The organism is Paraburkholderia sp. BCC1886, assembly GCF_900996245.1.
In the GTDB taxonomy this organism is placed as follows: domain Bacteria; phylum Pseudomonadota; class Gammaproteobacteria; order Burkholderiales; family Burkholderiaceae; genus Paraburkholderia.
The window spans coordinates 41,418-54,051 of sequence record NZ_CAAJGK010000035.1 but is presented as its reverse complement, the minus strand read 5'-3'; the positions used below and the strand labels follow the sequence as shown (position 1 = coordinate 54,051).

The window sequence follows — 12,634 nt, the reverse complement described above, 5'->3', positions numbered from 1 at the left end:
CATGCGACATTACTTGTGTCCTCCGCGCGAGCCGGGTTTGCGCACCGGCACGCTGCGCAGGTCGCGCAGAAAACTGTCGCGCCACACGCCCAGATCGTTTTTGCGCAGCGCCGCCATGTTGATTTCATGCCGACGTTGACGCGCGTCGAGCGGCATCTGCAACGCCCGTTGCAACGCTTCGCACATGCCGATGGCGTCGTGCGGATTGACCAGCAGCGCGCCGGTCAGTTCAGCCGCCGCGCCCGCGAACATCGACAACACCAGCACGCCCGGATCTTCCGGATTCTGCGCGGCGACGTATTCCTTGGCGACGAGATTCATACCGTCGTGCAACGGCGTGACGAAGCCGATCTGCGACTCGCGGAACAGCGACATCAGCTTCCAGCGGTCGTACTGCTGGTTCAGATAACGGATCGGCGTGTAGTCGAGGCCCGAATAGCGCCCGTTGATCCGCCCTGCTTCGTACTCCAGGTCCTGGCGGATCTTCTGGTAGGTCGCGACGTCCGAACGCGTGGGCGGCGCAATCTGCACCAGCGTGACATTGCCGCGCCACTCGGGCGAGCGCTCCAGCAGATGCTCGAACGCACGGAAACGTTCGACCAGCCCTTTCGAATAATCGAGCCGGTCGACGCTCATGATCAGCTTGCGGCCTTCCAGGCTTTGCTTCAAATCGAGCACGTGCTGCCGCCCTTCGTAGCGCTGCGCCTGCTCGGCGATTTCATCGGGAAACACGCCGATGCGATACACGCCCGTGCGCAGCTTGCGCCCATATGCTTCGACCCGATTGCCGTCGGTGACCTTGCCTTGCGCATGACGAACCACGTAGTCGTGAAACGCCTCTTCGTCGGTCGAGGTCTGGAAACCCAGCAGGTCGTAGCAGGACAGCGACTTCACGAGCTCTTCGTGCGGCGGAATGTTGAGCAGGATTTGCGGCGCGGGAAACGGAATATGCAGGAAGAAACCAATGCGATTCGTAACGCCTTCGTTACGCAGCGCTTCGGCGAACGGGATCAGGTGGTAATCGTGAATCCAGATCACGTCGTCCGGTTCGAGCAGCTTGATGAGCTTGTGGGCAAGCCATGCATTGACGCGCCGATAGCCCGCGTATTCCTCGCGCTCGTAGCGCGCGAGATCGTTGCGGTAGTGGAACACCGGCCACAACGTGGCGTTGGAGAACCCGCGGTAGTACTGGTCGTAGTCCTTGCGCGTGAGCCCGACGGTGGCGAACGTCACCGCGCCTTCCTGCACGAGAGTCGGGCCGGCATTGGCGACGGTTTCGCTCACCACGTCGCCGCTCCAGCCGAACCATACGCCGCCCGCATCTTTCAGCGCACCGAATACGCCGACCGCGAGACCGCCCGCAGACCCTTTGGTTTCCGTCGGCGTTGCGACGCGATTCGACACGACGATCAGTCGCCCCATAGTGCTTGTCCTCCCTGGTTCGCACGGCGCGACAGCGCGGTTCGGTTGCTCATGATGTCTCGAATGCAGCAGCACGTCGATGATCTGGAACAGATGAAACACGCCGGCATCGCGCCGGATTCTTCAATCGGAAAGCGGTTCGACCGCTTTAGTGCCGGATCAGTTGCACGGCGCGTGCCTGCCCGGCGGCTAAACCTTCTCTTTCTCCCGTTCGGCGCTGGTGGTCGGCGGTGGAATTGACTGCGCCGTCCTTCCCGTGCGACTCGCGACCGGATCGGCTTCGGTATGCGCCGCAGTGCTGCCGGCCGGCGTTTGCGTGCTGCGCGGCACCCAGTCGAGCGCCGTGCCCTGACCGGTTTCGAGTTCCGCCGACACTTCCGCGCGCGCCCGCGGCAGATATTCCGGAAAGCGCTGCTGGATAAAGCTGAGCAGCCCCTCGCGCACACGGCAACGCAAGTCCCAGTTCAAACCGGAATCGAGCGAACTGACCAGCGCGCGTAACTGCATCGAGCGCTCGGTGCCGTCGGTCACCTGCAGAACCTGCACGCGGCGATCCCATTCCGGCGCATCTTCGACGATTCGCGCAAGCTCTTCGCGCAGCGGCGCGAGCGGCATCCGGTAGTCGACGTACAGAAACACCGTGCCGATAATCTGCGAACTGCTGCGCGTCCAGTTCGAGAACGGGTTTTCGATAAACCACTGCAGCGGCACGATCAGCCGCCGCTGGTCCCACAGCCGCACCGACACGTACGTGCCGGTGATTTCCTCGATACGCCCCCATTCGTTCTCGATCACGACCACGTCGTCCAGCCGGATCGGTTGCGACAGCGCGATCTGCAAACCGGCGATCAGATTGCCGAGCACGGGCCGCGCGGCGATACCGGCGACCAGCCCGGCCACGCCCGCCGACGCCAGCAGGCTCGCGCCGATCTGGCGAACGTTGGGGAACGTCATCAACGCGCCGCCCACGCCGACGATCACGATGACCAGCATCACCGAGCGCGCCAGCACCCGCGCCTGCGTGTGGATGCGGCGCGCGTGCAGATTGTCCGCGGTATCGAGCGGATGTGCCTGAATGATGGCCTCGCCGATCGCCGCCGCCGAGCGCACCGAGAGCCACGTAATCGAGCCGATCAGCGCGATGGCCGCGGCGTCGCGCAAGGGCGTGATGAACGTGAGCGTATCGGGCGCTTCCCACCAGACGGCCTCGAGCGCGAGGATCATCAGCGCGACGCGCGACGGTTTGTCGATATAGCGCAGCACGACGCTGGTGAGCGGATACGGCCGGGCCACGCGCGTAACGATGCGCGAACCGACGTAATGGATGCCGATGGCGAGCAGCAGCGCGAAACCCGACACGATCAGCGCGCCGAGCCAGCTATGCATCGGGGAATCGGCGATACGGCTGAGGTCGTCGAAAGTAGGCATGTCGGGCGAGCTCCTCCAGAATGGCGGGATGGACTGGACCGCTTGACCTGCTGGGCGGCAATAGCCCACCGGCGCGGATCGACCTCCTCCGCGCCGGTGTCGGACCGGCTTCACATGAGATTCAAAGCGGCTTCAAGACGCGCTTCAAGGCAACCTTCACGGCAACCTTCACGACGCGCTTCACATCACACCCCGGGGGCGCTGCTCCGGCGTTCAGCTGCCGCTTTTGCAAGGAAAAGCCTTGCCCAGTCCCAGCGAAATGGCCGTGCTGGCGTTATAGCCAACAGCGTTCGGATTTTCGGCGATGTACTTGCGCACCGCGTCGGTGAGTTGCGCCGAGCGTGCGTCCTGCGGCAGACAGTAGTACTGGCCGACGCGCGGCCCGGTAGTTCCGCCGATCGCGTCGATGGTGTTGAAAATGCCGTCGGCGGCGCCTTCGATATACGCGGCGCACGCGCTACGCGAGGCCACGTCGGTTTTGGTGCACAGCTTGTTGAGGTCGCCTCCCGTAAACGCGGCGGCCGATAGCGGGACGGCAAGCGCGCTGGCGAAAATCAAAACCCGCAGCATGGTGTTCCTTTTCAGGGTCGTTTATCGGGCGGTCTCGCGCCGCATCCGGAAAGCGCGCCTATTAGGGCGCGCCAAGTCGCCATTCTGCACTGTTTTGCGAAGCGGCAGCAGGCCTGCCACCGCGATCTTCGGCAAAAACGACGTGTCGAGCAGAACGGCTCAAGCCTTTATTTCTGCTGCATCTGCTGCAACCGCGCGGTCAGGCCTTCGACCACGTCCGGCTCCTTATAGGTCTTCGCGAAATCGAGCGCGGTCAGGCCGATCTGGTTCTTCACCGTGAGGTCCGCGCCGTTGTCGAGCAGCAGTTTGACCGTCGAAACATGACCGCCGCGCGCCGCCATCATCAGCGGGGTGGTGCCGTTCGGCGAACCGGCGTCGACGTAGGCCGAATGGTCCAGCAGAATTTTCACGATGTCATCGTGACCGTTCGCGGCGGCGTAGTGCAGCGGCGCCCAGCCCTTCTTGTTCACCTCCGCGTCTTTCGCGATCAGCAGGTTGACGAAGTCGGCGTCGCCGTTCAGCGCGGCCATCATCATTGCGTTTTCGCCGGCCTTGTCCTGAATCTCGATGTTGGTTTTGGGGTTGGCGGCCAGTACGGCGCCCACCTTGTCGGACTTCTCGCGTGCGGCCAGAACCAGCAGCGGAATGCCCTGGTCGTCGACGCTGTTCGGGTCCAGCCCGCGGCCTAGCAGCTTGTTGACGCCGTCGACGTCGTCGAACTTCACCGATTTGATCAGCGAGTCGATGGGCGCGGCATGCGCCGATACCGACAGAAGCGAGGTCAGCGCCGCGCAGACCAGCGCGACCGTCAGCGACAGCCGCGACGCGCTGCGGCGAACTTGCTGTTGAAGCGTTCCCATCGACATCGAATTATTCGTCATATTTTACTTTAGGAAAATTTCCTATCCATTTGATATTTCTAAAATTTTATCGATTCACACGCCAACGGGCGCGGGAATCTTGAAAAGCCGGAAGAAGTTGGCGGTGGTCGCCGCGGCCAGCGCCGTGTCCGGCATCTCGCGTTGCTGCGCGATGAAGCGTCCGACATAACTTACGTACGCAGGTTCATTAGGCTTGCCGCGATACGGTACCGGCGCGAGATACGGCGAGTCGGTTTCGATCAGCAAACGGTCCAGCGGCATGCGGCGAGCAACGTCCTGCACGTCCGTCGCGCTCTTGAACGTCACGATGCCCGACAGCGAAATATAGAAATTCTGCGCGAGCGCCTGTTCGGCGATCGCCCACGGCTCGGTGAAACAGTGCATGACGCCGCCCGGCTCGCTCGCGCGCTCCTCGGCCATGATGCGCAGCGTGTCTTCCGACGACGAGCGCGTGTGGATGATCAGCGGCTTCGACGTGGCATGCGCCGCGCGAATGTGGGTGCGAAAGCGCTCGCGCTGCCACTCCATATCGGCGATCGTGCGGCCTTCCAGACGGTAGTAGTCAAGGCCGGTTTCGCCGATGGCGACGACCTTCGGGTGTTGGGCCAAGTCGACCAGCTCGGCGAGGCTCGGCTCGCGCATATCCTCGTGATCCGGATGCACGCCGACCGACGCGTAAATATTCTCGTGCTCGCTGGCGATTTTCAGCACGGACGGCAGCGTCTCCAGATCGACCGATACGCACAGCGCATGCGTGACCGACAGGCTGCGCATGTTTTCGAGCACCTGCGGCAGGCGGTCGGCGAATCCTTCGAAGTTGATATGGCAGTGCGAGTCGACAAACATGGTGAGTCCTGCGGGTTAATGGCCTGAGGATGAGCGGAGCGCCGAGGGCAGATTCAGGCCGGATCGAGCCGTTTGCCGAGAATCACCAGATCGCGCTCCACGCCGTCGAGCACGGCCACGCGCGGCAGCGACCCCCACGTATCGAAACCGAAGCCGCGGAACAGGCGCAGGCTCGCGTCATTGTGGCCGAAGATAAAACCCAGCACCGTATCGATGCCGAGCGCCGGCGCCGTGTCGAGCGAGGCGGCCAGCAACTGCTTGCCGAGGCCCTTGCCGCGCGCGCTTTCGTCCAGATAGATGCTGACTTCGGCCGTGCGCAAATAAGCCGGACGACCGTAAAAATCCGAAAAGCTCAGCCACGCGATCACCCGGCCCGGCTGCTGCGGGTCTTCCACCACCCACAGCGGCCGCTTCTGCGGGTCGTGCGCGTGGTACCACGCAAGGCGGCTTTCGACCGTGACCGGCTCGAGGTCGGCGGTCACCTGCCGCGACGGCACAGTCGAGTTGTAGATAGCGACGATGGCGGGCAGATCGTCGAGCGTGGCATCGCGGTAGACAAGACTCATGGCGGTATGAAGAGAAGAAGGGAAAACGAATGGGCGGGCGGGAATTCAGGCTGATCCGGCGGCACCGGCGGCGCGCCGCGCTTTACCCGCCCGGCCCGGACAGGCTCACGCGAACAGTTCGCGGTAACCGATAAACAGTTCCTCGAACACCAGCCGCGCGTTCAGCGGATGATTTTCCACCGCACGCTGACGCGTCACGGTGCGGATGAAGCGGGCGAACGCATTGGCATCGGCCTGCGCGGCGCAACGGGTCAGCGCGACCGACGCCTGCGGGAAATAGCGCGGTGCGCCCGCCGTACGCTGTGCGAGCAGGTCGTACATCCAGCGCTGCAACCAGCCGAGCACCAGCGGCACCGGCAGCTTCTGCAGCGCCTCGCCGCACGCAAAGGCGTCGCACTCGGGACCGGCGGCCAGTTGCTTGAGCGTCCAGTCGCGCAACGTGCGGTTCTCGTCGCTGGCGAGCGCCAGCGCCGCGAGCGGGGCGCCGCCGGCTTCGGCGAGCAGCGCGGGCGCTTGCGCCACGCCTTGGGCCGTCAGCCATTCGGTCGCGGCGGCCGGCGCGGGCAAGGTCATCGGCCATTGGCGGCAACGGCTGATGATGGTGGGCAACAAGCGGTCGATGCGCGCCGACACCATCAGGAACACGACGCCGGCGGGCGGTTCTTCGAGCGTCTTGAGGAGCGCGTTGGCGGCCGCGACATTCAGGGCCTCGGCCGGCGCCAGCACGACGACGCGCGCGCCGCCGCGATGCGAGCCCACGCCGACGAAGTCGAGCAGGCCGCGCACCTGTTCGATCTTGATTTCCTTGCTCGGAGCGCGGGTTTTCTTGCCTTCGTCACCGTCGCCTTTGTCGGCTTTTTCCTCGGCCGCGTTGCCGATGCCCGCTTCGGCGGCGAGCGCCTCGGGCACGACGATCCGGTAGTCGGGATGATTGCCTTGCGTGAACCAGTTGCACGCGACACACGCGCTACAGGGCTCGCCATTTGGCTGCTGCGCCTCGCAGAGCAGACCTTGGGCGAGATGCTGCGCGAAGCGCAGCTTGCCGATGCCTGCCTGGCCATGCAGCAGCAAGGCATGCGGCCAGTGGCCACGCAATTGCTGCAGGCGGTTCCAGTCATCGGCTTGCCACGAATAAATCATCGGGTTTCTTTTTTAAATCAGCTGGTTATAAGCATTACGCGAGACATTGCTTTAACTTGGAGCGCTCTCGGCTCGACGCGGTATTAATGTCTAAAAATCATAGGCCTGCGACCAACTCTTCAAGTTTTTTCTGAATTCGCGCGATGGTCTGCGAAGAGTCAATGATAGCGAAACGGTACGGCGCTTCCTCCGCACGGCGCAGATATTCCGCCCGCGTGCGGTTGAAAAACGCCGTCGTTTCGCTCTCGAAGCGGTCGGGATCGCGCGCTGCGCTGCGCCGTTCTTCGGCGATATCGGGCGGCAAATCGAACAGCACCGTCAGATCCGGCTGAAACCCGCCCTGCACCCAGCGCTCCAGCGTTTCGAGCTTGTCGCGCGGCAAGCCGCGGCCGCCGCCCTGATAGGCAAAGGTGGCGTCGGTGAAGCGGTCCGAGAGCACCCAGTCGCCGCGCGCCAGCGCCGGTTCGATCACGTCGGCCAGATGTTGCCGGCGCAGCGCGAACATTAGCAACGCCTCGGTTTCCAGGTCCATTTTCTGATGCAGAACGATTTCGCGAATCTGCTCGCCGAGCGGCGTGCCGCCCGGTTCACGCGTGATGACGACGGCATGGCCCGCGCGCGCCACTTTCTCTTCCAGGCGGGCACGGAACCAGTCGAGGTGCGTCGTCTTGCCCGCCCCGTCGATGCCCTCGAATGTGATGAATTTGCCCCGCACCATCATTGCCCTCGAATGTATTTGTCCACGGCCTTGTTGTGATCGCCGAGGGTGTCAGAAAAGATACTGCTGCCGTCGCCGCGCGAGACGAAGTACAACGCGGTGCTTTGCGCCGGGTTCATCGCGGCCTGCAGCGACGCGACGCCGGGCAGCGAGATGGGCGTCGGCGGCAGGCCCATGCGGGTGTAGGTATTGTAGGGAGTGTCGGTTTGCAGGTCTTTTTTGCGGATGTGGCCGGCGTAACTCTCACCCATTCCATAGATCACGGTCGGGTCGGTCTGCAGCGGCATCCCCACTCGCAGACGGTTCGCGAAGACCGCCGCCACCATCGGCCGGTCGGACTTCTTGCCGGTTTCCTTTTCGATGATGGACGCCATGGTCAGCGCGTCGTACGGCGTCCTGTACGGCAGGTTCGGTGCGCGCGCGACCCACGCCTCGTCGAGCCGCAGGCGCATCAACCGGTACGCGCGGCGGTACACGTCGAGGTCGCTGGTGTTCTTGTCGAACAGATACGTATCGGGGAAAAACAGCCCTTCGCCGTTGCCAAGGGTCGCTTCCGGCGCGTTGATCGCGTTCATCAGATCGGCGTCGCTCATGCCGGCGGTGTCGTGCGTGAGCGCCGGGTTCGCGTCGAGTTCGGCGCGCATGCGCTTGAACGTCCAGCCTTCGATGATGGTGGCGACGTATTCGTTGACGTCGCCGCGAGCGATTTTCTGCAGCACTTCGTAGGGCGTGACGCCCGACTTGAACTCGTAGTTGCCCGATTTCAGATCGCTTTGCAGCCCCAGCAGCCGTGTCATGACGATGAACAGTTCGGGCTCGACCGGCACGCCGCCGCGATTCAGTTGCAGCGTGACGCTACGCAGGCTGCTATGCGGCTTGACCGTCACGTCGAGTTGCGCGGGAGACAGAACGAGCGGGCTGCGGGCCCAGTAGTAACCGCCGGCGACCCCCGCCGCGGCGATGGCCACGGCAACCGAGCCGGCGATGAAACATTTCGTGAACAGGGACATGCGGAACGTGGCTGAGTGTGACTGCATATAATACTTGTTTGCCTCAGCCAAAGTCAGAATTGACTGTTCCGGAAATCCATGAACACACCGCTCGCTACCGCGCCAGGCACAGCCTCATCGGCCCTTCCCGTCCTGCCTCGTCCCGCTGCTGCTGAATTCGCCGCCGCGCTCGAACACGGCGCTTTCTCGACGCTCACGCAATTCGGCGTGATCGACGCCACCGGCGACGACGCGGCCAGTTTCCTGCACGGCCAGCTCACCAACGACACCCAGCATCTCGACGCCGCCACTGCGCGCCTCGCCGGCTATTGCACGGCCAAGGGCCGTCTGCTGGCATCGTTCCTGACGTGGCGCACCGGCGAGACGATTCGCCTGCTGGTGTCGAAAGACGTGCAGGCCGCGGTGCAAAAACGGCTATCCATGTTCGTGCTGCGCGCCAAGGCGAAACTCGCGGACGCCAGCGACGAACTGACCGTGATCGGCCTCGCCGGTGACGTGCGGCAAGCGCTCTCGGGCGTGTTCGACGCATTGCCCGATGGCGTGCACGGTCAGGTCGACGGCGACGCGGGTTCGCTGATCCGCGTGCCCGACGCGCTCGGGCGCCTGCGGTATCTGTGGATCGGCGCCAGGGCGCAGATCGACGCGCATCTGCCCACGCTCGACGCCGCGCTGACCCGCGTCTCGCCGGCCGTGTGGGACTGGCTCGACATCCGCGCGGGCGAACCGCGCATCACGCAGCCGGTGGTCGAACAGTTCGTGCCGCAAATGATCAACTTCGACGTGCTCGGCGGCGTGAACTTCCGCAAAGGCTGCTACCCCGGTCAGGAAATCGTCGCGCGCAGCCAGTATCGCGGCACGATCAAGCGGCGCACCTCGCTCGCCAACGTCGCCGGCGATCTGGACACGGTCAAGGCCGGCGCGGAACTGTTCCACTCGGCCGATCCGGGCCAGCCTTGCGGAATGGTGGTGAATGCCGCATCCGCGCAGGAAGGCGGCGTCGACATGCTGGTCGAGATCAAGCTGGCGGCGCTGGAAGACGGTACCGTCCATCTCGGCACAGCGGACGGTCCGGCGCTGAACTTCCTCGCGCTGCCCTACGGCCTGCCGACCGAGGTCTGATCCTTTTGCCCGTCGATCCACGGCGGCGTCCAGTCACGGCGCCGCTTTTTGCTCGCCTCGTGCGCCGCCATCGTCTTTCCCGGAGTGTTCGCCGATGTGCCTGATCGTCTTCGACTGGCGGCCGGACGCGCTCGAGGGCGCACTGTTCACGCTCACGGCAAATCGTGACGAATTCTTTCGCCGGACTGCCGAGCCGATCGCCTGGTGGGCCGATGCACCCGGCGTGCTGGCCGGGCGCGATCTGGTCGGCGGGGGCACCTGGCTCGGCCTGTCGCGCGACGGCCGCTTCGCCGCGCTGACCAACTACCGCGCGCCGCACGAGATGCGCGCCGATGCGCCGACGCGCGGCACCCTCGTCAGCGACTGGCTCGGCGCATCGACGCCCAACGCCAAACCCGGCACGACGCCGCTGGCGTATCTGCAGGATGTCGCCAGAAGCGGCGATCTTTATAACGGCTTCAACCTGCTGATCGGCGACTGGACGCGCCGCGAGTTGGGCTGGTACTGCAACCGCGCAGCGGCCGCGCCCGCGCTGCTCACGGCGGGCACGCACGGCATGTCGAACGCGGTGCTCGATACGGCGTGGCCGAAGCTAGTCGGCAAGCGCGCCGAGTTGAGCGCGCTGCTGTGCAAAGAGCCGATGCCGCCGCTCGAAACGCTAATCGACCTGATGCGCGATCCGCGTATTGCACGCGATGACCAGTTGCCCGCCACCGGCATTGCGCTGGAACGCGAGCGAGCCTTGTCGGCGGCGTTCATCGACACGCCGGATTACGGCACGCGCGGGACGACTGCGCTGCGGGTGGTCGCGCATGGCGAGGTGATCGGCGTCGCCGTCGCCGAACGCAGCGACGACAACGGCTCGCACCGGATCGTGCGGCCCGGCGACTTCGAGCGGAGTTTCGCTTTCAACGTCGAGCGCGAACTGGCCTGATACCTCGAACCACGTTGCGCAGCAAAGCGTCCGGTTTCAGGCCTTCGCCGCAAAAAACGCCGCGCGCAACGCAGCCGCGGCATCCGCATGCGCGTCGGCCACTTCGGGCACGAAGCCGCCCATCTTGAAAAATTCGTGGATCATCCCCGCATAACATCGGAATGCGACCCGGTTGCCCGCCGCGCGCAGCTTCTGCGCGTAAGCCGCGCCCTCGTCGCCTAGTGGATCGTATTCGGCGGTCGCGATCCAGGCCGGCGCGAGTCCGTCGAATGCGGGAGCGCCGCGCTGGCCGTCGAGCGGCGCGAAACGCCAGTCGTCGCGGTCGTTTGCCTCGCGCACGTAGTTCTCGAAGAACCACTGGATCGTTTCGCCCGACAGCAGATAGCCGGAAGCCAGCCGACGCTGCGACTCCGTCTGCTGATGGCCGCCCGTGCCGGGATAGATCAGCAATTGCAGCGCGAGCGCGATGCCCGCGTCGCGCGCGAGTACCGCACAGACCGCCGCCAGCGTGCCGCCCGCACTGTCTCCGCCGACCGCGAGACGCGCCGCGTCGATGCCGTATTCCGCCGCGTGCCCGTGAAGCCAGCGCAACGCATCGAACGCATCCTCGACGGCCGTCGGAAAGCGGTATTCGGGCGCGAGCCGGTAATCGACCGACAGCACCGCGCATTCGCCGTCGCGCGCGAACATCCGGCACAGCGCGTCGTGCGTATCGACGCTGCCGACCGTATAGCCGCCGCCATGAAAATACACGAGTGCGGCCGACGGTTCGGTCCAATCCGGCTCGACCGGTTGATACAGCCGCGCGCGAATCGTCGCGCCATCGCGGGTGGGCACCTGCAGGTCTTCCACGGAGAACATCGGCGCGCTCGCGATCTCCAGGATCGGCGCGCTTTTTTCGTACGATGCGCGCGCCTGTTGCGGCGTCAGTTCGTGAAACTGCGGGCGCCTTGCGCGCGCGATCATGTCGAGCACCTGCGCGATCGTAGGGTTCAACGGCATCGCGCTCTGATTCCTTGCTGGCCTTCTTAGGGTTCGTTCCTGACTTCGGGCTTTAGCGACATCGGGTCGGTGGGATTGCGCAACTGCTCGATGTCTTCGTGACGCAGCTTGACGGTCGCCATGATGCCCGGGTGCGTGACGATGTAGAAGCGTCGCGCGCCGATTGCTTCGAACGTGATGTCGGCGACGTCGGCCGCGGTCAGCCTGCCGGATTGCACCGCGCGTTGCAGTTGCTTGCCGGCGGCGATCTGCGAACGGGTCAGGCCAGCCGTGTTACGCAACGCGGCTGGCCGCGCGCGCTCGGCGTTGGCGATGCCGGTCGGCACGAAGGCCGGACACAGCAACGAGCAGCCCACCGGCGCCTCGACGGGATGGCCCGGTTGACTCGCCTGGGCCAGTTGCAGGTCGTGATACAGCGTCTCGGTAAGCGACACCACCGCGTGCTTCGACGCGTTATAGATGCCCATGGCCGGCGGCGACAGCAACCCCGCGACGGAGGCGGTATTGACGATATGCGCCGGCTCGTTCTGCGCGAGCATGATCGGCGTGAAGACGCGCACGCCGTGCGCCACGCCCATCACGTTGACGCCGAATACCCACGACCAGTCGTTCGCCGAACTCTCCCACAGAAAACCGCCCGCGCCGACGCCCGCATTGTTGAACAGCAGATGCACCTTGCCGAACGCATCGAGCGCCGCTCTTGCGAGCGCTTCGACCTGAGCGGCATCCGCGACGTCGGTCGGCACGCCGATCACCTCGGCGCCGTTCGCCCGCAACGGGTCGATGGTGGCCGCGAGCGCTTCGGGATTCACGTCGGCGAGCACGAGCTTCATGCCGAGCGCCGCGCCCTTCTCCGCGAACGCGCGACCGAAGCCGCTTGCCGCGCCGGTGATCACGGCCACCTTGCCGGTGAATTCGAACATTGCTTGTCCCCTTGCCGATTGCGCTGATTGCGCCGATTGCGCCGGTGCGCCGCTGCGCCGATTATTTGCTGTTCG

13 protein-coding genes are annotated in these 12,634 nt (G+C 64.8%); 2 read left to right on the top strand and 11 right to left on the bottom strand.

What is annotated here, in order from left to right:
* Positions 1-9: 9 nt before the first annotated feature.
* The 9 genes from otsA to mltG all read right to left on the bottom strand — a co-directional run bounded on the left by otsA (position 10) and on the right by mltG (position 8,581).
* Positions 10-1,422, bottom strand: coding sequence for an alpha,alpha-trehalose-phosphate synthase (UDP-forming) (gene otsA / locus FQ746_RS05020; RefSeq protein ID WP_144107822.1), 1,413 nt, complete (start codon positions 1,420-1,422; stop codon positions 10-12).
* A gap of 189 nt (positions 1,423-1,611) precedes the next feature.
* A complete protein-coding gene (locus FQ746_RS05015) occupies positions 1,612-2,850 on the bottom strand; it encodes a mechanosensitive ion channel family protein (RefSeq protein ID WP_144107821.1) in 1,239 nt (412 codons plus the stop codon).
* Positions 2,851-3,063: 213 nt separating this feature from the next.
* Complete coding sequence (locus FQ746_RS05010; protein WP_144107820.1) at positions 3,064-3,420, bottom strand: Rap1a/Tai family immunity protein; 357 nt, start codon at positions 3,418-3,420, stop codon at positions 3,064-3,066.
* 167 nt (positions 3,421-3,587) lie between these two features.
* Positions 3,588-4,280, bottom strand: coding sequence for an ankyrin repeat domain-containing protein (locus FQ746_RS05005; RefSeq protein WP_409932367.1), 693 nt, complete (start codon positions 4,278-4,280; stop codon positions 3,588-3,590).
* A gap of 75 nt (positions 4,281-4,355) precedes the next feature.
* Positions 4,356-5,147, bottom strand: a complete 792-nt coding sequence (locus tag FQ746_RS05000; RefSeq protein WP_144107818.1) for a TatD family hydrolase — start codon at positions 5,145-5,147, stop codon at positions 4,356-4,358.
* Between the two features lie 53 nt (positions 5,148-5,200).
* Positions 5,201-5,713, bottom strand: coding sequence for a GNAT family N-acetyltransferase (locus FQ746_RS04995; RefSeq protein WP_144107817.1), 513 nt, complete (start codon positions 5,711-5,713; stop codon positions 5,201-5,203).
* Positions 5,714-5,818: 105 nt separating this feature from the next.
* Positions 5,819-6,853 (bottom strand): DNA polymerase III subunit delta', encoded by a 1,035-nt coding sequence (locus FQ746_RS04990; RefSeq protein WP_144107816.1) that lies wholly within the window; start codon positions 6,851-6,853, stop codon positions 5,819-5,821.
* A 97-nt stretch (positions 6,854-6,950) separates the two neighbouring features.
* The gene (gene tmk, locus FQ746_RS04985; RefSeq protein ID WP_144107926.1) at positions 6,951-7,571 is read right to left on the bottom strand and encodes a dTMP kinase; all 621 of its coding nucleotides are present in this window, start codon (positions 7,569-7,571) and stop codon (positions 6,951-6,953) included.
* On the bottom strand, positions 7,571-8,581 hold the full coding sequence (mltG, locus tag FQ746_RS04980; protein ID WP_144107925.1) for an endolytic transglycosylase MltG: 1,011 nt from the start codon (positions 8,579-8,581) through the stop codon (positions 7,571-7,573). Before mltG ends, tmk begins: the two co-directional genes overlap by 1 nt.
* Before the next feature lie 78 nt (positions 8,582-8,659).
* Here mltG and FQ746_RS04975 point away from each other — a divergent pair, with 78 nt between their 5' ends.
* Positions 8,660-9,700 (top strand): YgfZ/GcvT domain-containing protein, encoded by a 1,041-nt coding sequence (locus tag FQ746_RS04975; RefSeq protein ID WP_144107815.1) that lies wholly within the window; start codon positions 8,660-8,662, stop codon positions 9,698-9,700.
* A 94-nt stretch (positions 9,701-9,794) separates the two neighbouring features.
* Positions 9,795-10,634 carry an NRDE family protein gene (locus FQ746_RS04970; protein WP_144107814.1) on the top strand — a complete coding sequence of 280 codons (840 nt, stop codon included), beginning with the start codon at positions 9,795-9,797 and terminating at the stop codon, positions 10,632-10,634.
* A 36-nt stretch (positions 10,635-10,670) separates the two neighbouring features.
* On the opposite strand, the gene FQ746_RS04965 is transcribed toward FQ746_RS04970, so the two are convergent.
* Together FQ746_RS04965 and FQ746_RS04960 are read right to left on the bottom strand one after the other, a co-directional pair.
* Positions 10,671-11,636, bottom strand: a complete 966-nt coding sequence (locus tag FQ746_RS04965; protein WP_144107813.1) for an alpha/beta hydrolase — start codon at positions 11,634-11,636, stop codon at positions 10,671-10,673.
* Between the two features lie 26 nt (positions 11,637-11,662).
* The gene (locus FQ746_RS04960; RefSeq protein WP_144107812.1) at positions 11,663-12,559 is read right to left on the bottom strand and encodes an SDR family oxidoreductase; all 897 of its coding nucleotides are present in this window, start codon (positions 12,557-12,559) and stop codon (positions 11,663-11,665) included.
* Positions 12,560-12,634 lie beyond the last annotated feature (75 nt).